This is a genomic window from Sorangium sp. So ce176, from assembly GCF_051519835.1.
In the GTDB taxonomy this organism is placed as follows: domain Bacteria; phylum Myxococcota_A; class Polyangia; order Polyangiales; family Polyangiaceae; genus Sorangium; species Sorangium cellulosum_G.
This window is the reverse complement of the sequence record NZ_CP150371.1, coordinates 12036619-12061195: the sequence shown is the minus strand read 5'-3', so window position 1 is coordinate 12061195 and position 24577 is coordinate 12036619. Positions and strand designations below refer to the sequence as shown.

Below are 24577 nucleotides of genomic sequence, written 5' to 3'. Positions count from 1 at the left end.
CGCTGCTCTGAAGTCCGCTCCACGAAAATAGGTTTCGGGGGCGACTGAAAGAACCGTCGCCCCCAACTTATCCACAGGTCTCACAGCGAGGACTCGCCTCTAACCCCTGGAGATCTCTATGTTATTCTGAATGTAATCGAAGGGCGCGTCGACTTTTCAACAGTCCGCCCACGGCCGCTTCGCCCTCGGGAATTCGTCCGCGAGCCTCCAGGGAAGGCGGGTAAGAAATACGGCCCCACTGGACCGGCGCTCGGCTCGGCTCCTGCCAAGCACGCCGATCGTGGTGGGGGTGCAACCGTCGCGTCGAGGTCCATTGCATTGGAAGACAGATCGGCACGGCCGTCCCCCATACCGCCTCACAGAGCTCGGTAGCCCGCAGCGCCCCTTTCGGGGCCACCCTTTGGAGGACTCGGTGCGGCGTCGGACCGCCCCGAGGACGAATCCGAGGTAGCACCGGGTGAGTCCGGGCGTCTATCCCCAACTGCGAAACATGAACCAAGTATCGGTTTTCATTGCCATAAATTCAGTCCATTGCGCACTGCGAAACCCGCTTCGCGTCATCCGCGATCAGACCCCCGGACACGAGGCGCGAAAACCCCCGACGCCAATCGGTGATTTTCACGTCGCGCCCGCGATTCCAGAGCAAAACCCGTTCATCTCGTCGTCAAGGGCTAAGTTCGCCTATTTTCCAGCTTTTTTTGAAACGAGAAGGTCGTCCAGTACAGAGCGGTCGGGTCGAGCCGATTTCATGATCCGAGAATTTGCCCCCAGGGTCGCTGTCTGGGGTATGGCGAAGCGATGCCGTCGAGGATCCGGTTGACAGAGGGGGCCCTCCTGGCGCAGCCGCCGGAGCGGTCGTCGCGCCGGGCGGCGGCGACCTCCGCGCGCGCCGGGGTCCTGGCGGCGGCGGCCGCGCTCTCGCTGACCGCGTCCGCGGGGCCCGCGGCGGCCGAGCGGTCGTCGCTGCCGCCGCAGCTCGCCTACGCCTACGGCGAGAACGAGACGCCCCGCGCCGCGGCCTTCGGCGGCGCGCTGCGCGCCCTCGGGAACGGGACGTCGGCCGTCTTTCTGAACCCGTCCGCGATGGTGGAGACCCGTGTCTACCACCTCCAGGGGCTCTTCCAGGGGAGCCCAGAGGCGGGCCGGCACACGTACGGGGGCGCCGTCGTCGACTCGGTCACGGGCAAGCTCGCAGGGGGGATCTCCTTCGTCGGGGGCTTCGTCGACGCCGAGGGGGTCGACCGGCAGTTCCTCGATGCCCGGGTCGGCCTCGCCTACCCCATCACCGAGCGCTTCTTCGTCGGCCTCACCGGCCGCTACGCCAAGATCACGCAGGACGGGACGCCCCCCGCGGGAGGCCTCCACGACAGCAACGGGGAAGACCCCGTATCAGGCGGCCTGATCGAGAAGGAAGACGGTGACGTCGTCGGCCGGCACTCCTTCGTCAACGAGCTCACGTTCGACGCCGCGATCACCGTCAAGCCGACGGACAACCTGTACATCGCGGCCGTCGGGCAGAACCTCTCGTACCCGGACCACGGGCTGCTCCCCACGACGATCGGCGGCGGCGTCGGGTTCGGCACCCCGGACTTCTCGGTCGAGGTCGACGGGCTCGTCGATCTCAACTCCTACCGCGACACCACGTACCGCCTCATGGCCGGCGGCGAGTACCTCGTCGCCGATCACTTCCCGCTCCGCGCCGGATACCGCTTCGATCAGGGCGCGGACCAGCACGCGCTGTCGCTCGGCGTCGCCTACGTGGGCACCCAGTTCTCGGTCGAGGGCGCCCTGCGGCGGGCGCTCGCCGGCGGCGGGCCCACCACGTTCGTGGTCGGGCTCTCGTACCACCTCGAGTCGAGCGGGCTGACCCGCGCGTCGTCCGACGGGTTCTAGCCCCATTCTCCCGGGGCGCCGCCCCGCTCCGCGGGCGCGCGAGGCGCCGAGGCCCGCCTCCCCCTTCTCGCCGCGGCGCGCCTGCTCTAGGTCGGCCCTGCGTGCTGTGCCTGACCCTACCGACCGACCCACGCTGGGCTGACGTGGCGCTCGCCGACCTGCCGGCGCTCCTGACCGACCACGCCCACTGCGAGATGAAGGCCGCGTCGAACGCGCTGTCGCTCGCCGCGCGCTGGCCGTCGATCCCGCGCCTCGCGCGGGCGCTCGTCGATCTCGCCGAGGAGGAGCTCCGGCACTTCCGCGCGCTCCTCGACGTGATCGAGCAGCGCGGCCTCACGCTCGGCAAGCCGGAGACCGACGTCTACGCCAGCGAGCTGCGCAAGGCGGCGTCCAGCACCTGCGCGCGCAACGCGCGGGCCGCGCTCATCGATCGGCTGCTCGTCGGCGCGATCATCGAGGCCCGCTCCTGCGAGCGCTTCCGGCTGCTCGCCGACGGGCTCGCGGCGCGCGAGCACGAGCTCGCCCCGCTCTACGAGGAGCTCTTCGCGTCGGAGGCCCGGCACTACCGGACCCTCGTCGATCTCGCCGTCGAGGTCGACGGCGACGAGGGCGCGACGCGCGGGCGGCTCGCCGAGCTCGCGCGCGCCGAGGGCGACATCGCCCGGCGGCTCGGGACGGCCGCCGCGGTTCACGGGTAGGTGCGCATGGACGTCGATCTGATCCGCCTCGATAAGGACGTCGCCCGCGCGGCCCGCGCGTGGCGCGCGGCGCTCGACGACATCACCCGGCGCGGCCCGGCCCCGGCCGCCGCGGACCAGGACAGCGCGACAGCGGCGGAGGCGAGGGCCCGGCTCGAGAACCCGCTCGATCCGTTCCGGCGCGTCAGCGCGCGGACGACCTACCTGGAGCTCACCGGCAAGACCCCGAGCCTCGGCGCGGAGCTCGGCTACGCGAGCGCGCCAGAGGCCGCCGCGCCGGACCCGACCGGCCTCGCGGCCCCGCTCGCCGACTGGGTGCACGCGCTCACGCTGGAGCGGGTCGTGTGGGCCGATCGCGTCCGGCTCGCCACGGCGTGGCACGCCGCGTCGCTCCTGCTCGACGTGCCCGAGCCGGCGCCGATGTCGCCCCACGAGGCGCGTCTCAGGCTGCTCGCCGACCCGACCGACGCCGGACGGCAGACCTTCGCCGAGGTGCTCTCCCGCGGCGCCGGAGCGGTCGCCGACGCCGCGCGCATCCTCGTCGAGCGGCGGCTCGAGGCGGCGCGCCTGCTCGACGAGGCGCGCCTCGCCGCCGTCGAGATCCCCTGCGATCCGCCGGAGGCCGCGCTCGGCGCCGCCGAGGCGCTGCTGCAGCGGACCGAGCCGGCGCTGCGGCCGGAGGCGACCTGGCACGGCGCGCTCGGCCGGGCCGTGGGGCGGGACGCCGCGTCGGGGTGGCCGGCGCGGCTCAGCCCGCGGTGGATCGAGGAGCTGTTCCGCGCGACGAAGCTCACCGAGGGCCTCGCGATCGATCTGGGACCGCTGCCGCCCCCGCTCGGCGCGGCCTCGTTCGCGCGCGCGCTCGCCCGCTTCGGCGCGGCGCTGTCGCGCGCCTCCGCGCGCGGGCCGTTCGCGCTCGCCCACGCGCCCGCCGATCTCCGGCGCGCGCGCCGCGCCGCGCTGTTCGGCGGCCTCGTCGCCGATCCTGTGTTCTGCGCCCGCGCGCTCGGGCTCGGCCGAGGCCACGCGCACGATCAGGCGCGCGCGACAGCGCAGAGCCTCCTGCTCTCGCTGCGCCTCGACGCCGCGACGGTGTCGCTCGTGGGTCATGCCGGCCAGGACGGGGGCGGACACGTGCTGCTCCGGGCCGCGCGCGATCGCAGGGATCGCTTCGAGGAGGCGACGGCGCGCGCGCTCGGCGCGCCGATCCCGGGGACGCTCGCCGGGGTCGTCCCGGCGCTCGAGCCCGACGCCGCCGTCCGGCTCGCCGGGGCGCTGCTCGCGGCGCGCGATCGGCGCGATCTGATCGAGCGCTTCGACGAGGACTGGTTCCGCAATCCGCGCGCGGCCGAGGCCCTGCGCGACGAGGACAGCGCGCCCCCATCGCCCGCGTCGAGGCGCGCCAGCGCCGACGACCTCGAGGCGGGCCTCTGCGAGATGATGCGCTCGCTCGCGGGCTTGTAGCGCCCCCGCGACGGCGAGCGCAGCGCCCTCTGAACGAGCGCGGCGCTGCGCGGAGAGGCGAGCCCGACCGCCCTGCCGAGATCCCTTCCAGCTTCGACTGACACGTGCTAGTGCCCGCGCGACGAAAACGCCCTCCCCCGGGGGCGCGCGGCAGCGAGCGGCTCCCGCTGCTCTGCCCTCGTCGCCGAACAAGCACCCGTGAATCCGAACGCCATGCACCCCCTTCTCGCGTCCGGCGCCATCGCCGTCGACTTCGATCTGACGTTCCTGGCGCAGGTCGTCCTGTTCTCGACGTTCATCGTCGTGCTCAAGCCGCTGCTGTTCGACCCGCTGCTCCGCGTCTTCGAGGAGCGCGAGCGGCGCACCGACGGCGCCAAGCGGGAGGCGCGCGAGATGGACGAGCGCGCAGGCGAGCTGCTCACCCGCTACGAGGCCGAGATCGAGCAGGTCCGGCGCGAGGCGGGGATCGAGCGGGAGCGCCTCCGCGCCGAGACCATGAAGATCGAGGCGCAGATCATGGCCGAGGCCCGGGCCGAGACCGCCCGCATCCTCGAGGACGGCAAGGCGAAGATCGCGGCCGAGGTCGCCCGCATGCGCGGCGAGCTCGCCGCCGCCCAGCCCGCGCTCGCGGCGGAGATCGCCGCCAGCATGCTCGGCCGCGAGGTGCGCCAGTGAAGAAGCCGCTCCGCCGCTCCTCGATCGCCCTCGGCCTGACCGCGGCGCTCGTCGCCGGCACCGCGCTGGCGCAGCAGCCGGCCGCGCAGCCCGCGCCTGCCGCGCAGCCCGCGATGCCGCCGGGGCACCCGCCGATCGGCGCCGCCCAGCCCGGTCAGCCCGGCGCCGCCCAGCCGGGCACGCAGGTTCCCGCCCGCCGCGACGTGCAGCCCGGCCGGCCGCTCGGACCGGGCGGCCGCCAGCTCCCGCCGGGCCACGGGCTCCGGCCGCCGGGCGGCCAGCTCGGCCGCGCGCGCCCCGCGCCGCCGCCGGAGCCCACCGAGCACGCGTCGCACGGCGAGGAGCACTGCCCCGGCCACGGCCCGACCGACCCGCCGCCGCACGTCAACTGGTGGCAGGGCCTGATCGGCGTGAACAACGAGGCGGCCGCGAAGGGCGGCATCAACGCGCTGCTCTGGCGCTACCACAACGACAAGAACCCCTGCGACCCGAAGAACCAGCCGCCGCCGTTCCTGGCCTCGGTCCTGAACTTCGGGCTGCTCGCCTTCATCATCGTCCGCTTCGGGAGGAAGCCGATCGCCGAGGCGCTGAAGAAGCGCAAGCAGACGATCACCCAGGAGCTCGACAACGCCTCGCGTCTCAAGCAGGAGGCCGAGCGGCGGCTCGACGAGTACGAGGACAAGCTCACGCGGCTCGAGGAGACGCTCGCGGAGCTCAAGGCCGAGCACGCGGCGCAGGCCGAGCTCGAGAAGGCCCACGTGCTCGCCGAGGCGGAGCAGCGCCGCATCCGGATGCGGCGCGACGCCGAGTTCCGCATCGAGCAGGAGCTGAAGTCGGCGCGCGCCATGCTCCTCCAGGAGGCGGTGCAGAACGCCGTCACGGCCGCCGAGGAGCTGCTGCGGCAGCGCGTCGGCCGGGACGACCTCGACAGGGTCAACGAAGAGTACCTGAAGGCCATCCCCGCGGCCGTCTCCGCCGGCGCCGCCCGCGGAGCCCAGACCACCGGAGCAGCGACATGAGCTACGAGGCCGTCGCCCGACGCTACGGGCGCGCGATCTTCGAGATCGGCAAGGAGACAGGGACCCTGGCGAACCTCTCCAGGGAGATCGGGGACGCGAGCGCGATGTACTCGGCGAGCGAGGAGCTCCGCCTGGTGCTCGACAACCCGCTCATCCCCGAGGTCCAGCGCGACGAGATGCTCGGCGAGCTCGGCGCCCGCGCCGGCTTCTCGGAGGTGACGAGGAACACGCTGCTGCTGCTCGCGCGCCGCCGGCGGCTCGCGGCGCTGCCCGAGATCGCCCGGCAGCTCGCGATCCTCGTCGATCAGGACCAGAACATCGCGCGGGCCGTGGTCACGAGCGCGGGCCCGCTGAGCGATGGCTACCTTGACCGTCTCCGGGCCGAGCTCGAGAGGTCGACCGGCCGGAAGATCTCGATCATCCACAGGCAGGATCCCTCGCTCATCGCCGGTGTGGTCACGCAGATCGGCGATCAGGTGATCGACGGCAGCCTCCGGACGCGGCTGTCGACCTTCCGCGAGAACCTGCTCCGAACCTGAGGGGACGCGATCCAGCACCCCTGTTTCACGAATGGTCGGGGCGCGGCGCACGCTGCCCCCTCGACCTTGACGACGTAGATTCCGAAGCCCAAGCGTCTCCCGACAGAGGACTCCGCATGCAGCTCCGCGCCGAAGAGATCTCTCAGATCATCAAGAAGCAAATCCAGAACATCGACAAGGCCGCTCAGGTCACCGAGACGGGCACCGTGCTCACCGTGGGCGACGGCATCGCCCGCGTGCACGGCCTGAGCCGCGCCATGGCCGGCGAGCTCGTCGAGTTCACCGGCTCGGAGGGGTCGAGCCTGATGGGGCTCGTGCTGAACCTCGAGCAGGACAACGTGGGCGCCGCCATCTTCGGCGACACGAGCGTCATCAAGGAGGGTGACGCCGTGAAGCGCACCGGGCGCATCATGGAGGTGCCCGTCGGCGAGGCGACCCTCGGGCGCGTCGTCAACGCGCTCGGCATGCCGATCGACGGCAAGGGGCCGATCGAGGCGAAGGAGCGGCGCCGCGTCGAGGTGAAGGCGCCCGGCATCATCCAGCGCCAGCCGGTCACCGAGCCGATGCAGACCGGCATCAAGGCGATCGACGCGATGATCCCGGTCGGCCGCGGCCAGCGCGAGCTCATCATCGGCGACCGGCAGGTGGGCAAGACCGCCGTCGCCGTGGACGCGATCATCAACCAGAAGGGCAAGGGCGTCATCTGCGTCTACGTCGCCATCGGCCAGAAGCTGTCGACGGTGCGCCAGGTCGTCGACCGGCTCGATGCGCACGGCGCGCTGGAGTACACGATCATCGTCGCCGCCACGGCGAGCGAGACAGCGCCGCTCCAGTTCATCGCGCCGTACACCGGCGTGACCATCGGCGAGTACTTCCGCGACAGCGGGCGCCACGCGCTGTGCATCTACGACGACCTGTCGAAGCAGGCGGTCGCGTACCGCCAGCTCTCGCTGCTGCTCCGCCGCCCGCCGGGCCGCGAGGCGTACCCGGGCGACGTCTTCTACCTCCACTCCCGGCTCCTGGAGCGCGCCGCGAAGATGGCCGACATCTTCTACGTCGTGGCGAAGGGGACGAAGATCGAGGGCGGCGACCCGGCGTACCGCGGCGTCGACGGCAAGGCGCACGTCGGGGCGCACGGGATGCACTCCGCCAAGGACTCGCTCTGGAAGACGGTGGATCCGGCCCTCTTCGAGAAGCTCGAGCTGGCGCGCAAGGAAGAGAAGAAGGACGAGATCAAGAAGCTCGAGCAGCAGCTCTCGGACAAGGGGAAGGCGAGCGACTACGAGATCGTCCGCGACCCCAAGTCGGGCGGCTCGCTCACGGCGCTGCCGGTCATCGAGACGCAGGCCGGCGACGTGTCGGCGTACATCCCGACGAACGTCATCAGCATCACGGACGGGCAGATCTTCCTCGAGGCCGACCTCTTCTACTCCGGCGTCCGCCCGGCCATCAACGTCGGCATCTCGGTCAGCCGGGTCGGCGGCAACGCGCAGATCAAGGCGATGAAGTCGATCGCCGGCACGCTCCGCCTCGACCTCGCGCAGTACCGCGCGATGGCGGCGTTCTCGCAGTTCGCCTCGGACCTCGACGCGAAGACCCGCGCGCAGCTCGAGCGCGGCGCGCGCCTCACCGAGATCCTGAAGCAGGGCCAGTACGTGCCGCTCGCCGTCGAGAAGCAGATCCTCATCATCTACGCCGGCACGCAGGGCCTGCTCGACGACCTGCCGGTGAGCTCGCTCGCGCGCTTCGAGGACGAGCTCTACAAGTTCATCGAGGGCAAGCACGCGCAGATCTTCACGGACATCCGGGAGAAGAAGATCCTCGACGACGACCTCAAGTCCCGCATGACCAAGGCGATCGAAGCGTACAAGAAGCGGTTCGTGGTGGAGCAGGGCGGCGCCTCGACCGCCAGCGCGGCGGCGGCCGACGAGGACGCTGACGACGCGGACGACGAGGAGCCGGCGCCCAAGGCGAAGTCGAAGAGCGGCAAGAGCGCCTCGAAGGCCAAGGAAAAGTAGGCAGCCGTGCCCAGCCTCAAGTCCATTCGCAAGCGGATCTCGAGCGTCAAGTCGACGCAGAAGATCACCCGCGCCATGAAGATGGTCGCGGGCGCCAAGCTCAACAAGGCGCAGCAGCGCATCACCGAGCTCCGGCCCTACGCCGTCAAGGTGCAGGAGGTGCTCTGGGAGATCACGCGCGACTCGGCCGCGGCCCCTTCGGCCGACGCGCCGGCGGCGGAGAGGATCGGGGCGGAGGGCGAGGCGGCGGTGCTCACCGGGGGCGATACGCCGGCGCACCCGCTGCTCGTGACCCGCCCGGAGCGGCGCGTGCTGCTCCTGGTGCTCACGAGCGACCGCGGCCTCTGCGGCGCCTTCAACACGAACATCAACAAGCGCGCCGAGCGCGAGTGGAAGAGCCGGACCGAGGCCGGTCAGGAGGTCCACCTCGCGATCATCGGCCGCAAGGGGCGCGACTACTTCAACCGCCGCAACGCGCCGATCCGCGAGTACCTCCCCGGGGTCTGGGACAAGCTCGGCCTCGAGACGGCCCAGGCGGTCGGCGCGAAGATCCTCGCCCCGTTCAACAAGGACGAGATCGACGCGATCTACCTCGTCTACAACGAGTTCAAGAGCGCGATCACGCAGACCGTCGTCGTCGAGCGGCTCCTGCCCGCCGGCGCGCCGGCGCGGAGCGAGGCAGAGGAGGGCGATCGCGCCGGACAGGCCGCGGAGTTCCTCTTCGAGCCGGACCGGGGAGCGCTCCTGGAGCGGCTCGTCCCGATGTACGTGGACATCTCGGTGCTCCGCGCGCTCCACGAGTCGATGGCGAGCGAGCTCGGCGCGAAGCTCACGGCGATGGATGCCGCGAACAAGAACGCCAAGGAGATGATCGACAGCCTGACGCTCGAGTACAACAAGGCGCGCCAGGCGGCGATCACCAAGGAGCTGATGGAGATCATCGGCGGCAGCGAGGCGCTCAAGGAGTAGCGCAGCGCGCCGGCAGCCCCGCCGGATCTCCGACCGCTGCCTCGAGCCGGTCGCCCGTGGCGATCGGTTCGAGCGCGGGCTTTGCATCTTTCACCCCATCGACCGCTCGTCGGCTGCTCGGCGCTGGCCACGCTTCGTGCCGCCAGCACTGGCGAAGCCGGACGGGCGACCCCATGGTCCCGTTCCCGTGCTCCAGCCCATCAACCCCGACCACCCGGAACCTCGCAAGATCGCGCGCGCGGTCGACCTCATCCAGAAGGGCGAGGTCATCGGCTACCCGACCGATACAGTCTACGGGCTCGGGTGCGATCTGATGAACAAGCAGGCGATCGAGCGGGTCTACCAGATCAAGGGGATGCGCCAGAACAAGAACCTCGCGTTCATCTGCCCGGATCTGAGCGACATCGCGCGCTACGCCATCGTCGAGAACCAGGCGTACCGCATCCTCAAGCGCTTCCTGCCGGGGCCGTACACGTTCATCCTCCCGGCCACGCGCGAGGTGCCCAAGTACGTGCACCTCAAGCAGAAGACGGTCGGCATCCGGGTGCCGAACCACCCGGTGGCGCTCGCGCTGGTCCGCGCGCTCGGGCGGCCGCTCATCAGCACGACGGCCGCGCCGCCAGGGGAGGATCCGATCATCGATCCCACGGAGATCGACGACCGGTTCCCGGGGCTCGCGCTCGTCCTCGACGCGGGGACCGGCGGGGGCGTGCCGACGACCGTGATCGACCTGAGCCAAGGCGACATCCAGGTCGTCCGCCAGGGCGCGGGGCCGACGGACGATCTCGTCTGAGACGACGTCGCGCTCCGCTGCGCCTGCCCGCGGAGGACGCAGCGGAGCGCCGGCGGCTCACGCCTCCTCGACGAGCGCGGGATCGGCTTCCCGCCCGCCGGGCACCTCGATCACGCTGTAGGCGATCGCCTCCCGGTCGAGCCGCTCGCGGAACGTGGCGAACGCGAGCGGGCTGCGATCGCCGCCCACGAAGCGGCGGCCGAGCCGCGCCGCGGCGACGAGCGTGGTGCCGCTGCCGCACATGAGATCCGCGACGGTCGCGCCGGGCGCGGACGAGGCGCGGACGATCCGCTCGAGCAGCTTCTCCGGCTTCTGCGTGGGATAGCCGGTGGCCTCGCGGCGCAGCGGGGTGTTGGCGACCATCCCCGGGATGTCGGTCCACACGCTCCCTAGCCGGCGGCCCTCGTCGGCGTAGTACCGGTACGCCTTACCGCCGAGGATCCGCTCGCGGTAGAGGCGGCCGTCCTCGTCGCGGTGCTTGAAGTGCATGGCGAGGCTGGTCCCGGCGTAGGGCTCGCGGAGCGCCGGGTCCGCGGCGTTGTACACGACCCGGCCGCGCTCGCTCGCCGCGCGCGCGTAGAGGAGGATCGTCTGGTGCGTGACCGAGAAGCCGCGCGCGCCCCGGCCGCCATTGCCAGGCGCCCAGATGATCTCGCCGAGGAACGCGCCGCGGCCGAAGAGGCGATCGCACGCGACCTTCGCGTCGTGGACCGCGCGGTGATCGAGGTGCAGGTAGAGCGTCGCGCCCTCGGCCATGCGATCGCGGATCGCCGCGAGGCGCGGCGCGAGCGTCGCGATGAGGGCGTCGGCGCTCGCGCGATCGTCGTACGCGTCGGGGCCGCTCTCCGGCCTGCGCCGGCCGCGCGCCTGGCCGCGCGCCGACCGCGCCGTCATCGTCGTCCCGACGCCGAACGGCGGGTCGAGGTAGACGAGATCGAACCGCACCTCGGAGGGGAGCGCCGCGCAGACCTCGGCCGAGTCGCCCAGCGCGACGAGGTGGCTCACAGCGCGCTGTCGGGCGCCGCGACGCGGGACCCCGCAGCGGCGCCGCCGAGGAGGAGGTCGTCGAGGATCGCGGCGGCGAGGTCGCTGTCCGCCGGCGCGACGAGCTGCGGCACCGCCGGGAGCCACGGCCAGTAAGGGCCGCCGCCGAGGCAGCCGGAGAGGAACTCGTCCGGCGTGCACGCCACGCGGAGGTGGAGGTGATCGGCGTGCGCCGTGCTGTCGCCCGGCTGGAGCAGCACGCTCTCGGCGTACCAGATGAGCTCCGGGTCCTCGTCGCGCGCGCGGGCGTACTCGATGACCAGCGCCTCGAGCCAGCGGGCGAAGAAGAGCCACTGGACGTGCGCGTCGGGCGAGCGGACGAGCGATTTCACGAGCAGCCACGTCCGCTCGACGTCGAGGCGGACGTACTCCCGCGCGCCGGGGGGCGACGCCCGGCGCTCGGCGTCGCCGCCGTCCTCGATGCGCGCGAGCCCGTCCGGCCCGAACTCGATGAAGCCCGGCGAGCGCGCCGGGCGGCCGTCCGGGGTCAGCGCGTAGAGCAGGAGATCCGCGTCGCGCCCGGTGCGGTGCGACCGGTGCCCGCGCGTCGCCCCGCCGAAGCGCGCGGAGAGATCGCCGACGAGGAGCGGCTCGCCGCCCGGGCGCGCGCGCGCGACCTCCGCCGCGGCGCGCTGGACGGCGGCGACGAGCCCCGCCGTCCCCCATCGGACGCCGTTGCTGCGGAGCAGGCGGTAGCCCTCGCCCTGCCTCGGGAGCTCGACAGCGTCGGTGATGACGCCGTGGTGCGGGACGCCGATCGAGCCGCGGAGCGCAGGGGCGAGCGGCGTGGGAGAAGAGCCGACGCACGCCGCGCAGCACAGCGCGACGAGCCCCAGCAGGATCGTGGTGAGGAGGGTGCGGCTCGGCATGGCAGGATCGGACGCGCCGCCGCTCCCCCGCCGCGCCGGCCCGCTGGATGCCCGCGGCGACGGCCCGGCGTCGCTCCTGCCGCCGATAACCTCGCTGGCGCCGGAGGGAAAGTTCTCGTGGATGCCGTCGAGCCCGCCGCGGCCCGGCGCCCGTACCGGCAGCGGGAGCGATTCGGTCGAGCCCGCCGCGCCCTGGCGCCCCCGCGCCGGCGACGGGAGATCGGCTGGACCAGCGCGCGCGGGCGCCACCCCCTGCCCTCACGGCGCGATCAGCGCTAACACCCCCCGCCCATGGAGCCCAACCACCGCGCCCCCCAGGGGAACTCGAGCGCGGATCGACGCTCGCCGACGGCGGATCAACGCCCCCCGACGGCGGATCGACGCCCGCCGACCGAGGACGAGCCCGAGGGCGTCGCCTGGAAAGGGGCCCTCGCCGTCGCGCTCGTCGTGGGAGGCCTCGTGGTGTGGCGCGCCTGCTTCACCGCGCCGGAGGACGCCGAGAGCAGCGCCCCCGCGCCGTCCAGCGCGACGTCCGCGGCGCCCGCGCCGGGCGATCCCGCGGCGCCGGGACAGACGCCGCCGCGCTGCGCGCCCGCGGGCCCCGCGCCGTTCGTGATCGGCGAGGCGCCGCCGGCGCCGGCCGCGAAGGACGCCGGCGCCGAGCAGGGCGCGGGGGGCGGCGCGGCGGACAGCGTCGAGGACGTCGCGCCGTTCGCTGTCGAGGTCGGCCGCGGGACGGCGTTCGCAGGCGGGTTCGCCGTGGGCGCGCAGCGGGAAGCGGAGGGCGGGACCATCGCGATGGTGGCCACGCTCTCGGCCGACGGCGCCCAGGGGAAGCTCGTGCGGCTCGCGCGATCGCGGGGCGACATGGATCCCCCTGTCGTCGCGGGCGCGGGCGGCGCGATCCTCGCCGCGATGCTCGAGCCGAACGCCGGCGGGCGCGCCATCAAGGTCGCGAGGATCGAGGGAGAGCACGTCACCTGGGGCGCCGAGCTCGCCGAGGGGCGCGACGAGTCGCTCGCGCTCGACATCGCCGCGTCGGGCGAGCGCGCGGTCATCGTCTGGGACGACGTGACCCGCGACGGCAAGCGATCGCGGATCATGCTCGCCTCCGCCGACGTGGGCTCGCTGCGCTCCGTCACCTCGGCCCGCCCCGTCTCCCAGCCGAGCACCGACGCCGAGCTGCCGCGCGTGATCGCCCGGCCCGGCGGCTACTGGCTCGCGTACATCGCGCGCGCCGAGGAGCCGGCGCGGCGAGCCGCGGCGGAGAAGGGCGACGACGCCGACGAGGACACCGCCGCGGCCGGCGAGACGATCGCCCATCAGTGGATCGAGGTGGTCCCCCTCGACGAGACGGGCGCGCTCACCGCCACGCCGCGCGCGGTCACGCCGAAGGACGGGCACGTGCTCGCGTACGACCTGACGCTCGGCGAGGACGACGGCGTCATCCTCGCCTTCCGGGACGACGATACCCCGAGCGGCTCGATCGGAGGGCGCATCAGCGCCGTGCTGGTGCGGCTCGGCGGCGTCGGTGAGCCGCGCGTGCTCGTCGGCGATCGGGAGCAGGACACCCCGCCCGAGGCGGCCTTGGGCGTGGGCGCCGGGGTGCCAGCGCTCCTCCGGGGCGCGCCGGGGCCGCGCGCGCACGACCCCGCCAGCGGCCGCGCGGGAGCCGTGTGGCTCGCGATCGCGAACGCCTCGGGCCCGACGCAGCTCGCGGCGCTCACCGCGCGAGGCGAGCTCCAGGGGGGGCTGCACGCAGAGCCGGCGCTCGGGCGCGGCGAGCCGATCGCGGCGTCCGCGGAGGCGCTGCTGGTGGCGCACCCGGCCGGCAAGGCGATGAAGCTCGACGTGCTGCGCTGCGCGCCGGCCGCGCCCGACAGGTAGGCCGCCCCCAGGATCGAGCAGGTGCGCGGAGCGCCGCAGCAGGCGCGGCGCGGCGAGACGCGTCGCGTGGCGCGAAAAAAGCCGTGAGCCTGCTCGCGCGCGGCTCGAGATGCGCGCGGCGTCGGTCGAGCAGGCACATGGACGTGGATTGAACGCGCGCGGGTGTGTAGCATCCGCGCCAGTGCACGGGGACGATCCGCAAGAAGGAGCGTCGCGCCGGCCTGGTTTGCCTAGCTTGCCCGGATCGCCGGACGAAGCTGGCTGGGAAGCCAACGCCGACAACGCTCAAACGGCGCGCGTGAGCGCGCAACCTCAGCCCGGCGCGAAGACGCTGCTCGTCGGCAGCGCAGGCACGTCGAGGCTCGGCACGCCGAGCGCGAACGCGCCACCTGGCGACGAGGCGCCGCCGGCCGCGATCGCGCCGCCAGACGGCGAAGCGCCGCCGGCCGCGACCGCGCCGGCGACGACGACCCCGCTGCCGACGCCGAACGCGCCGCTGCCCGCGGGCGCGGCAGCGGCCGCGCCGGCGACGACGACCCCGCTGCCGACGCCGCACGCGCCGCTGGTCGCGACCCCCGCCGCCGCCGCCGACCTCGCTGCCGCTTCCCAACACGCCGCTCGGCGCGAGCCCGCTGCCGCCGTTGACCCCGCTGCCGCCGCCGAGCGTGCCGCCGCCGGGACCGAACCGGACGCCGACGCCGAGCGTGCCGCCCCCCGGCGGGGGGCCGAGCAGGCCGCCGCCGCTCATCCGCCGCAAGGACGGCAGCGTCGCGAGCGGGTCGCTGCCGCCGCCGCTGGCCCCGCCGTCGAGGCCTCCGCCGCCGCTGCCGCCCGGCGCGAAGGCGCCCGCGTCGACGCCGGGCCAGGCCGCCGCGCCCGCGCCCCGGGACGAACAGCCGCCGGTCCGCTCGCCGCGAGGCGCTCCCGCGCGCCCGCCGAGCCCGAACCGCGCCGTGCCGCCTGCTCCGGGCTCGGGCGCAGGCAAGCCGGCGCCGAGCTCTCAGCCGGGCGTGCCCGCCACGCAGGCCTCGCCGGCGGTCGCCGCCTTCAACGCGACCGCGACGCCGGTGCCCATCTCGGTCGACCCGACGGCGACGCCGATGCCCATCTCGGCCGAGCCGATCTCGTCGCCCGCGCCCATCTCGGTCGAGTCGATCGAGCCGCTCGTGACGCCCGCGCCCGCCTCGGCCCCCCAGCCATCGCCGCTGACGCCGCGCTCGGCCATGAGCGAGCCGCGAGCTCCCGCACACAGCCCGCAGGCCCCCGCGCACAGCCCGCAGGCCCCCGCGCACAGCCCGCAAGCCCCGCAAGCCATCGCGCACAGCCCGCAGCTCCCCGCGCAGCGCCAGCAAGCTCCCGCGCAGAGCCCGCCGATCGCGGCGCCCGACCTCGCCACGGAGCTCCAGCAGCGCGCCGAGCGGCTCAAGGCCAGCGACCCGGTCGGCGCGGCGCGCGCGCTCGTCGAGCTCGGCATCCACGAGGAGCGGGTGCTCAGGGACCCGACCGCCGCCCGCCGCTCCTACGAGCGCGCGCGGCAGCTCTCCCGCACGCTCGAGCCGGCGCTCTCGCGCGTCCATCGCCTGATCGACGCGCGCACCGAGCTCGCCCTCGCGCTCGAGGTGACCGAGGACAAGCTCCGCGTCGCCGAGAGCGACGCCCTCCGGGCCGACCTGCTCGCCGAACGGGCGCGCCTGCTCCAGGCGCTCGGGCGCACGCCGGAGAGCTGCGATGCCTTCACCGAGGCGCTGCGGCTCGTCCCGCTCCACGCCGCGTCGCTGCGCGGGCTCGAGATCGCCCTCCGCCGCGAGAGCGCGCGCAGCACCGAGCAAGCCGGGCGGGACCTCGCGGCCCACCTCGATCGCCTCGCCGACGCGTACGCCCCGGGGCGCGGCCGCCAGGACGGCGACGGCCAGCTCACCGCCTGGATCCACGTCGAGCGCGCCGCCGTGCTCGATCGCAAGCTCCACAAGCCCGAGCTCGCCCTCGCGTCGCTCGAGGGCGCGATCGCGTTCGATCCGGGGCCGGGCCCCGTACGGGAGGCGCTCCGCCGCCACCTCGTGCACCACGACGGCATCGTCGGCCTCGTCGGCGCGCTCTCGCTGGAGGCCGAGCACGAGCGCGACGACGAGCGCGCGTCGCGGCTGCTCTACACGGCGGCGCGGCTCCTCATCGACAAGATCCGCTCCCCCGCCGACGCGGTGCCCCTGCTGACGCGCGCGTCGACGCGCGCCCCGGCCGGCTCGCCGACAGCGCGGCGCATCGTCGGCGAGCTGATCCGCCTCCTGGAGGCGAGCGGCGCGCTCGAGCAGGCCGCCAGCGTGCGCCAGAAGGAGCTCGCCCTCCTCACCGACCGGGAGGCGATCGTCTACGAGCACGTCCGCCTCGCGGAGATCCACGACACGCTCGGGAGCTCGGAGCAGGCCTCCTTCCACGCGACCCGCGCGCTGGAGCTCGAGCCCGAGGACAGCTCGACGAGGGAGCGGCTCGACCGCGCGCTCCAGCGCCTCGGCCACCACGAGGAGCGCGTGGAGGTGTGGACCGCCGTCGCCAACGCGAACCGACCCACGCAGGTGCGCGTCGCGGCGCTGCTGCGCGCCGCGGACATCTGCGAGCACCACCTCAAGCAGCGCGACGAGGCGCTCGCCATCCTGCGCGCCGCGTGGGCGATCGACCCGGGCAACACCACCGTGTTCGACGCGCTCTCGGCCCTGCTCGCGCCGGCGCCGCAGTCCATCGACGAGGAGGATCCGCGCGGCGTGCGCGAGCGGATCGACCTCTACACCCAGGCGGCCAGCGCGACGGAGGACCCGGCGCGCAAGGTCGGGCTGCTCGAGAAGCTCGTCGCCATCTGGGAGGACGAGCTCTCCCAGCCCGCCCGCGCCATCGAGGAGATCGAGAAGATCCTCGAGATCGACCCGGAGCGGCGCGCCGCGATCCTCGCGCTCCAGCGCAACGCCGCGCGCGCGAGCGACGCGCAGCGGCTCGCGCGCGCGCTCTGCGCCGAGGCCGAGCTCACGAGCAACCCGGCCCAGCAGCGCAGGCTGCTGCTGCGCGCCGCCGACATCACCGAGATCAGGCTCGGCGATCGCGACCGGGCCTCGGCGCTTGTCGACCGCGCGCTCGCGATCGATCCGGCCGATCCGGACGCGCTGCGCGCGCGCTTCCGCCTCGACGAGCGGTCCGGCCGCTACGAGGAGGCGCGCCGCGCGCTGCTCAAGCTCATCCAGCGCGACCCCGCGTCCGACGCGGCGTTCAGCCTCTGGATCGAGGTCGCGGCGCTCGACGAGCGGCGGCTCAGGCGGCCGCACAGCGCCGTCGAGTCGTACCGCGAGGCGGCGCGGCGGAGGCCCTCCCACCCGCAGCCGCGGATCGAGATCGCGCGGCTCCTCCGCGAGACCGGCAACTACGAGAAGCTCGTCGAGGTGCTGAGCTCGCTCGCCGACGAGACGCAGCGACCCGAGGACCACGCGCGGCTGCTCTTCCAGGCGGCCGAGGTGCAGGAGCTCGCGCTCGGGCGCGATCAGGACGCGCTCCGCCTCCTCGCCCGCGCCGACGCCGCGCTCGCCTCGAGCCAGCCGGACCCGGCGATCCTCGACGCGATGGAGCGCATCTACGTCCGCGCCGGCGGCGCCGGCTTCGGCGTGAACCTCGGCGCGCCCGCCGCGCAGCGGCCGGCGACCGGCACGCGCGCCGCGTCCAGCCTGCCGGGGATGTCCCACTCGATGATCGCGAGCGAGCTCGCGGGGCTCTACGCGCGCTGGCTCGAGCGCAAGCCGCCGGCGCTCGTCGATCACGCGCTCCGGATCTCCCTCGCGCTGGTCCTCGCGGAGAGCAGCCCGCGGCACGCCGTCGAGATCCTGGAGGGGCTCGTCGCCGTGGTGCCGAACCACGTCCCCGCGCTCCGCATGCTGGAGCAGCTCTACCGGCTGCTCGAGGCCCCGACGTCGCTCGCGACGGTCCTGCGCGCCGAGGCCGACGTGTTCACGTCGTCGGCCGCGCGCGGGGGCGCCCTCTGGGAGATCGCGTCGCTCGAGGACCAGCTCGGGCCGAGCGCCGCGCTCGAGGCGCTCGCGCGCATCGTCAAGGAGTCGCCGCGCGACGCGGCCGCCCACATGGCGATCCTGCGCCTCGCCGGCAAGGTGGCCCCCTCCGATCCGGCCGCGCCGCGGGGGCAGGCCCTCTTCACGAGCGCCGTCCGCGACAGCCGCGAGCTGACGAGCGACCCGATCGCGCGCGCCCTCTACAGCATCGAGGAGGCGCTGCTCGCCGAGGCGCAGGCCGACGCCGACCCCGGCGCCGCCCGCGCGGCGCTCGCCGGCTTCCGCGACGCCCTCGCGCTGTGGCCGGAGAGCCTGCTCGCGGCGCGCGGGCTCGATCGGCTCGCGCAGCGCGTCGGCGACAAGGCGAGCATGGTCACGGCCCAGCTCGCGCTCGCCACGCTCGTCCTCGGGGAGCCCGCGCGCGCGACGCACCTCGTCCGCGCGGCGGAGCTCACCGCCGAGGACACCTCGCCCGAGGGCAACGCGCGCGCGCTCGAGCTGTACGAGAGCGCGCTCCGCGCGGATCCGAGCAGCGTCGCCGCGGCGCGCGCGCTCGCCCAGAAGCTCGCGGGCGACCCGCACCGGCTCGCCGATCGCCTCGGCGAGGCGCTCAACCGGGCCGCGAATCGCGAGGCGATCACGCTGCTCGGCACGGAGATCGCCCGGTCGGTGCTGCAGCACCAGGGGCGCCCCGGCGCCATCGACCCCGGCGTGGGCATCGCGGCGATCCGGCGCGTCATCGACGCGACCCCGAACGACGCGGCGGCGCTGCTCCTCCTCGCCCGGCTGCTCACCGCGCAGCGCGTCTGGCTGGAGGCCCGCGACGCCCTGAAGCGCGCGGTGGCCGCGGCGACGGACGCCGAGACCAAGATCGCGGCGCAGTTCCTGATCGCCGACCTGTACGAGGGGCCGCTCGCGAACCCGGCGCTCGCGCAGGACGCCCTCCAGGCGGTCCTGTCGATCGACGCGCAGAGCCGGCCCGCGCTGGAGCGGCTGCACAAGCTCGGCGTCGCGCGCGGCGATCACGCGCTCGCGCTGCGCGCGCTCGGGCGCCTCGTCGAGCTGTCGCCCGACCCGAACGCCCGCGTCGAGGCCGGCCTGCGCCTCGCCGACGCCTACCGCGACGCCGGCGACAGCGCGGGCATGGTGCGCACGCTCTGCGACGTGATCGTGAGCTCGCCGAGCGGCGACACGCGCGGCTGGACGGCGCTCGCCCGCCTCTACCGCGTCGACACGAGCGAGGGGGCGGCGGCGTACGCCAAGGCGCTCTCGCAGCTGCTCGAGATCGCCGGCACGCGCCGCGTCGCGCTCGACCCGCGCTGGCTGACGACGCTCGGCCTGCTCGAGTCGACGCTGCTCATCCGGCCGCGCGACGGGCTCGCGCGCCTCCAGCAGGCCGTCGCGCTCCCCGGCGCCCCGCCGGAGTCGCGCACCGCGCTCGGCCGCGGCCTCGAGGCCGCGGGGCGCAACTCGGAGGCGGTCCAGGTGCTGCGGGACGTGCTCACGTCCGACGCGGAGGTCCTCACGCGGCTCCCGGATCTCGGCCCCGCGCTCGCCGCGCTCGAGGCGGCGCTCGCCAAGGACGGGCGCGCCGAGGAGCGGGTCACCGTCGAGGAGGTCCGCGCCTGCCTCGGCGAGGTGTCGCTCGAGCGCATGGCCCGGCTCAGGGGCCGGCGCGTGCCCTCCGAGGCGCCCTACGTCGGGGCGTTCGCCGGCCCCGAGATCGGCCGGCTGCTGGTCCCGGAGGCCCGGAGCTCCTGGATCGACGTGGCGCTCGCGATCGCGCCGATCACCGCCAAGGCGATCCGCTTCGAGCTGAGCAACCTGGGGGTCAGCTCGCGCGAGCGGCTCGGCCCGCGCGACAACCACCCGACGCGGCAGCTCGCCGAGCGCGTCGGCCGCTCGCTCGGCATCGAGGCGTTCGAGCTCTACCTCGTCCCCTCGTGGCAGGGCGCCGCGCGCGTCTTCCCGGGCGATCCGCCCGCGATCGTCGCGCCGACCTCGTTCACCGAGCTGCCGGAGCTCGAGCAGACGTTCGCGCTGGCCCGCCTCTTCGCGCGCGTCGCGGTCGGCTTCACCTTCCTCGACGAGATCCCGGCCGAGGCCACCGACGGCCTGCTGCTCGCGGCGATCCGCACGCTCGATCCCGGCTTCGGATCGGGGGCGATCTCGCCCGCACGCGAGCACGCCGCCCAGCAGATGCTCCCCGGCATCCAGCGGGCGATCGGGCGTCGCCAGCGCAAGCTGCTCGAGGAGATCGCGCCGAACGTCGCCGTGGCGTACGACGCGCGCGCGTTCGTCATCGGCCTGCGCCGGAGCGAGTACCGCATCGGCTACCTGCTGTGCGGCGACGCGCTCGCCGCGATCGACTACCTGCGCCGGTACGATCGCGACATCGCCCGCTCGACCGAGGAGCCGCGCCTGCTCCTGCAGCACCCGGTGTCCAACGAGCTCCTGCGCTACGCGCTCTCGGCCGAGGCCTTCGCCGACCGCCGCCGCGCGGGCTCGATCTGGCCAGCTGTCTAGAGCGGCAACGACAGCGACGTACAGACGTCCCCGACGCTGCTGCGACACTCAGAATTTTTCGACCTGAGCGGCGCAGCAGCGCGTCAGGCGCGCGGCGCCGGCTCGGTGGGCGGCGCGTGGTATCCTGTCTCCGCGTGACCATCAATCTGGTCCCGGGCGCCCTGGTGGCGAGTCGCTACCGGGTCGATCGCCAGTTGGCCGAGGGAGGCATGGGGGTCATCTGGGCCGCCACCCACCTCGCGAGCGGCGAGCGTGTGGCGCTGAAGCTGCTTCGCCCCGGCGCGACGGAGGACGCCTCGACCCGCCGGCGCCTCCTCCGCGAGGCGCGCGCGGCCGCCGCGGTGGACCACCCGAACGTGCCGTGCATCCACGATGTCCTGGAGCTCGACAACGGGACCCCGTTCCTCGTCATGGATCTGCTCGAGGGGGAGTCGCTCCGCGACAGGCTCCTGCGGGAGGCGCAGATACCGCTCCCCGAGCTGGCGCGCATCCTCCTGCCCGTCATCTCGGCGGTGGGCACCGCGCACGCCCTGGGCATCGTCCACCGCGACCTCAAGCCCGACAACATCTTCCTGCTCACGCCCGAGGCGGCGGCGCCGCTGCACGACGAGGCCGCCCGGGTGCGGGTGCTCGACTTCGGCATCGCCAAGCTCACCGCGGCGCACGGCGAGACCGCGTGGACCTCGGGGCGCACAGGGACCGGCGAGATGCTCGGGACCCCCTACTACATGTCGCCCGAGCAGATCCTCGGCGAGCACGACGTGGATCACCGCGCCGACATCTGGTCGCTCGGCGTCATCCTCTACGAGTGCCTCACCTCGGTCCGACCCAACGAGGCCGAGAGCATGGGCAAGGTGCTGAAGCGCATCCTGACCGGCGCGATGCGGCCGATCGGCGAGATCGCGCCCGCGCTGCCCGCCGACGTCGCCGCAATGGTCGACCGCATGCTCAGCCCGGACCGCGCGCAGCGCCCCGCCGATCTCCGCGAGGTCGGCGCGCTGCTCGGGCGCTACGCGGACGTCGCGCTCCGCCCGTTCGGCCCGCCCGCGGCGCCGAGGGAGCGGGAGAGCGACGCGCCCTCCTTCGAGGCACGCGCCGGCGACGCGCTCTCGGCCGGCGCCGCCGACCTGGACGGCGAGGCGTCGGTCGCGACGCTGCGCGCGGGCAGCCTCCTGCCCGCGCCCCCGTCGAGCATCCCGCTGCCCGCGCCGCGCGCCCCGGCGCCCGGGGCGCGCGGCGCGAAGAGCGCAGGCGTCAAGCTCGCGGCCGCGCTGGTCGTCGCCGCCGGAGCTGGCCTGTCGCTGCTCCGCTGCTCGACCTCTTCGGCGCAGGAGCCGCCGCACATCCTCCTCGTCGCCCCGGGCGCCAGCGCGCCGGCCGACGCCGACGCTCCGCTCGATATCGAGTTGAAGAAGTCAACTCCGGACAAGCCGGAGATGCCTTGAGGGAACTGCCTGAGATACAGGCATAAGGCCCTTCCTGACGCCTGTCATGACGCGACGATACGGCGTTCGGGCAACGTCGGATTCCTGTTGCGCCGCGCTCTTGAACAGGGCGAGTCTCTCTCACCTCAGGAGAGAGGCATGCCTACAGAAGTCATCGTCCGCATCCGTTCCCCTCGCGGGATCGTCGACCTGCCCGGCACGGTGGATAGCGTCGGGCCGGCCGCGTCCGCTGCCTTCGAAGGGCGCAAGTCCACGCCGGGAATTCGCCTTCTCGCGATGGCGGTGAACGACAACGACTATGCCATCTCGCTCCAGTCGCCGGTGCCCGCGGAGCACCTCGCGGCGCTCCGGGAGCGCGAGGGCAAGGCGGTGCTCATCGTGTTTCCTGGGCGCACGCCGGTGCGCCGGCGGCTCGAGGCCGTCGCCGCCTCCAGCGTCGAGGTCGAGCCGGATCAGGGCGTCGCGTCGCAGGCGGCGCCGATCGACCTGACCGCCGGGCGCGAGGGGGCCGCGCCGCTCTGGCTCTTGCCCGTCGGGGTGTTCAGCGCGAGCCCGGCCCTCGCCGCCGACGGGATCGCGGGCCGCGACGCCCTCGTCACCGCGGCCCGGTGGATCTCCTCGCGCCGGACGAGCACCTTCACGCAGCTCTTTCCGCCGAGCGCGTTCCACCCGGAGGAGCCGCTGCGCAAGGAGCGGCTCTCGGCGGGCCGGGGCATGGCGCTGCTGGAGCAGGCGCGCGCGGCGCTCGAGGCCGCGGCCGTCGGCGGCGACGAGGCGCGGCGCGATCCGACGGCGGCCGCGACGCTCCGCTCGGCGGCGCTGACCATCCTGTCGCACCTCATCGCGACGTCGCTCGACGACCGCAGCTTCGCGCCCGTCGCCGACCGCGCCGCCCAGGAGATCTTCGCGCTCATCGAGAAGGAAGCGGGCGACGAGACGGCCCGGCCCGCGCTGCGCGCCCACGCGATCCAGCTGCTCCAGCTCCGCGCGCCGGGGCTCACGGCGGACCAGCAGGAGCGCGCGCGGGGGCTCGTGCGCAGCCTGCTCCGCGAGGCGCCGCCGTACGATGAGCTCACGGGGCCGTGGAATTTCGCCGTGTGCAGCGCCTCGGAGTTCCACGAGGGCGAGTGCCGCATCCTCGTGTCGGCCTTTGAATTCAAGGAGGTAACGCCCCCGCCGGACACGCCCCCGTCGCCGAGCGGCTGGAGCCCTTACCGCGTCTTCGAGGCGCCCTTCAAGACGCCCTCCGGCGAGCCCATCCGCGTCTTTGCCCGCACGGCCACCCCGCGGGACGAGAACCTCGAGATGGGGGTGGAGTTCTTCATCGGGCTGCTCATCAACCGGCACGCCCAGCTCGGCTCGTTCGACCTCCGCGCGGCCGCGGTGAAGGTGCGGCAGGAGGGCTACAAGCTGATGATGAACTCGCAGTGCGCCGGGCTCACCACGCGCTTCGCGATCTCTCAGGTGTTCCCCGACGCGGACATCTATTCATCCTGGGACTCGACCTATTTCCGGGTCGGTCAGGACGGCGTGGTCACCGCCTCCGAGGGGATCGATTGCTTCGTCGCCGCATTGCGCGGGATGAGCGAGCGCGCGTCGCACGCCGAGCTCGACGCGCGCATCCGGAAGGCGCAGTGGCACCACCCGCAGGCGCAGGTCCCCGGGTTCTCGCAGTTCGTCGGGCCCTCGCACCCGCTCGTCGTCGCGCGCTACTCCGACGTGAACCGGGACGGGCGCGCCGATTACTACGACGGCTTCCTCGACTTCCAGCTCACGGAGATCGCCGAGGACATCCAGGGCTCGATGACGCCGCGCGACCCGGGGGTGAGCGCGTCGCAGATCAGCGGCGACGCCGCGGCGGGGCTCAACTGGGCGGCGGGCAGCCTCAACCGCGTCGCGCAGTACTCGGACATCTGGGCCGGGCTCGCGGGCCAGAGCGAGCTCTATTATGTCTTCCAGTCGGGGGGCTTCTTCAGCCACCGCGAGCCGCCGCACGACGTGCCCACCGGCAACGCCGTCCGGCAGGATCTCGGGCGGCTCCCGGCCGTCACCCGGTTTCATGAGAGCAAGGAGGCGCTCGGCGGCCTGTCGGTCGACGTCATGTTCCACAGCCACCTGAGCCACGCGGCCCAGGAGCTGAAGCGCCTGCTCTGCGCGGCCGACGCCATGCGCCGCGCCTTCGACCTCGGCTATCTCGAGGGCGATGAGGCGCTGTCGACGCCGAGGGGGCAGCGCTGCGCCATGCTCCTCACGATGGCCGGTCTCCTGGAGTTCCCCGCGGATCAGAACTTCATCGACGGCCTCTGGTCGATGGCGCTCAAGGCGCTGCGGCTGCCGCAGATCTCCCGCAGCACGGTGCGCGCCTGCATCACCGAAGAGGACCACGAGCTGTCGAACTACTACGGCTCGCGGCGCGGGCTCGGGCAGCTCCTCGCGGCGCTCCAGAAGAGCGATCCCGTGACGTTCGAGCAGCTCGGCACCGAGGATCCGCTCGTCGGCCGGCTCGCCGAGCTCGACCTCGGCGCGGCCTGACGCCGCCCCCGTCGCGCGAGGGCTCCGCGGCAGCCTCTCTCGACATCACGGAACTGGCCTGCTCCCGATCGCGGGAGCACGGGAGTCACACGGCCAGCCCGGACCCGTTTCAACCAGGGACGGTCTGCGCGACCGGCGACCGGACGATTGCGCCAGCATTGAAGGG

The 24577-nt window shown here is 73.9% G+C and carries 15 protein-coding genes; 13 read left to right on the top strand and 2 right to left on the bottom strand.

Annotation, left to right across the window (positions count from 1 at the left end):
* Positions 1-816 precede the first annotated feature (816 nt).
* The 9 genes from WMF42_RS45500 to WMF42_RS45460 all read left to right on the top strand — a co-directional run bounded on the left by WMF42_RS45500 (position 817) and on the right by WMF42_RS45460 (position 10068).
* The gene (locus tag WMF42_RS45500) at positions 817-1893 is read left to right on the top strand and encodes a hypothetical protein (protein WP_437689587.1); all 1077 of its coding nucleotides are present in this window, start codon (positions 817-819) and stop codon (positions 1891-1893) included.
* 101 nt (positions 1894-1994) lie between these two features.
* Complete coding sequence (gene miaE / locus WMF42_RS45495) at positions 1995-2591, top strand: tRNA isopentenyl-2-thiomethyl-A-37 hydroxylase MiaE (protein ID WP_063815956.1); 597 nt, start codon at positions 1995-1997, stop codon at positions 2589-2591.
* 6 nt (positions 2592-2597) lie between these two features.
* A complete protein-coding gene (locus WMF42_RS45490; RefSeq protein ID WP_437689585.1) occupies positions 2598-4055 on the top strand; it encodes a hypothetical protein in 1458 nt (485 codons plus the stop codon).
* Between the two features lie 213 nt (positions 4056-4268).
* Positions 4269-4730 carry an ATP synthase F0 subunit B gene (locus tag WMF42_RS45485; RefSeq protein ID WP_061605318.1) on the top strand — a complete coding sequence of 154 codons (462 nt, stop codon included), beginning with the start codon at positions 4269-4271 and terminating at the stop codon, positions 4728-4730.
* A complete protein-coding gene (locus WMF42_RS45480) occupies positions 4727-5749 on the top strand; it encodes a F0F1 ATP synthase subunit B family protein (RefSeq protein ID WP_437689583.1) in 1023 nt (340 codons plus the stop codon). The genes WMF42_RS45485 and WMF42_RS45480 overlap by 4 nt, the downstream gene beginning before the upstream one ends.
* On the top strand, positions 5746-6288 hold the full coding sequence (locus tag WMF42_RS45475) for a F0F1 ATP synthase subunit delta (protein WP_061612713.1): 543 nt from the start codon (positions 5746-5748) through the stop codon (positions 6286-6288). The genes WMF42_RS45480 and WMF42_RS45475 overlap by 4 nt, the downstream gene beginning before the upstream one ends.
* 116 nt (positions 6289-6404) lie before the next feature.
* A complete protein-coding gene (gene atpA, locus WMF42_RS45470; RefSeq protein ID WP_437689581.1) occupies positions 6405-8306 on the top strand; it encodes a F0F1 ATP synthase subunit alpha in 1902 nt (633 codons plus the stop codon).
* 6 nt (positions 8307-8312) lie between these two features.
* Positions 8313-9275: an ATP synthase F1 subunit gamma gene (gene atpG, locus WMF42_RS45465; RefSeq protein ID WP_061612715.1), complete on the top strand. Its 963-nt coding sequence runs from the start codon at positions 8313-8315 to the stop codon at positions 9273-9275.
* Positions 9276-9462: 187 nt separating this feature from the next.
* Complete coding sequence (locus WMF42_RS45460) at positions 9463-10068, top strand: L-threonylcarbamoyladenylate synthase (RefSeq protein WP_061612716.1); 606 nt, start codon at positions 9463-9465, stop codon at positions 10066-10068.
* A 57-nt stretch (positions 10069-10125) separates the two neighbouring features.
* Here WMF42_RS45460 and WMF42_RS45455 read toward each other — a convergent pair whose 3' ends face one another.
* Positions 10126-11073 carry a DNA-methyltransferase gene (locus tag WMF42_RS45455; protein WP_437689579.1) on the bottom strand — a complete coding sequence of 316 codons (948 nt, stop codon included), beginning with the start codon at positions 11071-11073 and terminating at the stop codon, positions 10126-10128.
* A complete protein-coding gene (locus WMF42_RS45450; RefSeq protein WP_061612718.1) occupies positions 11070-11981 on the bottom strand; it encodes a penicillin-insensitive murein endopeptidase in 912 nt (303 codons plus the stop codon). The genes WMF42_RS45455 and WMF42_RS45450 overlap by 4 nt, the downstream gene beginning before the upstream one ends.
* A gap of 291 nt (positions 11982-12272) precedes the next feature.
* Between WMF42_RS45450 and WMF42_RS45445 the strand changes: the two genes are divergently transcribed.
* The 4 genes from WMF42_RS45445 to WMF42_RS45430 all read left to right on the top strand — a co-directional run bounded on the left by WMF42_RS45445 (position 12273) and on the right by WMF42_RS45430 (position 24411).
* Positions 12273-13868, top strand: coding sequence for a hypothetical protein (locus WMF42_RS45445; RefSeq protein ID WP_437689577.1), 1596 nt, complete (start codon positions 12273-12275; stop codon positions 13866-13868).
* 641 nt (positions 13869-14509) lie between these two features.
* The gene (locus WMF42_RS45440; RefSeq protein ID WP_437689575.1) at positions 14510-20434 is read left to right on the top strand and encodes a cellulose synthase; all 5925 of its coding nucleotides are present in this window, start codon (positions 14510-14512) and stop codon (positions 20432-20434) included.
* Between the two features lie 134 nt (positions 20435-20568).
* Entirely contained in the window at positions 20569-21879 is a 1311-nt protein-coding gene (locus tag WMF42_RS45435; protein WP_437689573.1) for a serine/threonine-protein kinase, read from the top strand.
* A 138-nt stretch (positions 21880-22017) separates the two neighbouring features.
* Positions 22018-24411, top strand: a complete 2394-nt coding sequence (locus WMF42_RS45430) for a hypothetical protein (RefSeq protein ID WP_437689571.1) — start codon at positions 22018-22020, stop codon at positions 24409-24411.
* Positions 24412-24577 lie beyond the last annotated feature (166 nt).

Excerpts from the sequence above, each read along its gene's own strand:
- WMF42_RS45445 (WP_437689577.1), top strand. The coding sequence starts at position 12,273 with ATGGAGCCCAACCACCGCGCCCCCCAGGGGAACTCGAGCGCGGATCGA.
- WMF42_RS45450 (WP_061612718.1), bottom strand. The coding sequence starts at position 11,981 with ATGCCGAGCCGCACCCTCCTCACCACGATCCTGCTGGGGCTCGTCGCG.
- atpA (WP_437689581.1), top strand. The coding sequence starts at position 6,405 with ATGCAGCTCCGCGCCGAAGAGATCTCTCAGATCATCAAGAAGCAAATC.
- WMF42_RS45430 (WP_437689571.1), top strand. The coding sequence starts at position 22,018 with ATGCCTACAGAAGTCATCGTCCGCATCCGTTCCCCTCGCGGGATCGTC.
- WMF42_RS45485 (WP_061605318.1), top strand. The coding sequence starts at position 4,269 with ATGCACCCCCTTCTCGCGTCCGGCGCCATCGCCGTCGACTTCGATCTG.
- WMF42_RS45475 (WP_061612713.1), top strand. The coding sequence starts at position 5,746 with ATGAGCTACGAGGCCGTCGCCCGACGCTACGGGCGCGCGATCTTCGAG.
- WMF42_RS45490 (WP_437689585.1), top strand. The coding sequence starts at position 2,598 with ATGGACGTCGATCTGATCCGCCTCGATAAGGACGTCGCCCGCGCGGCC.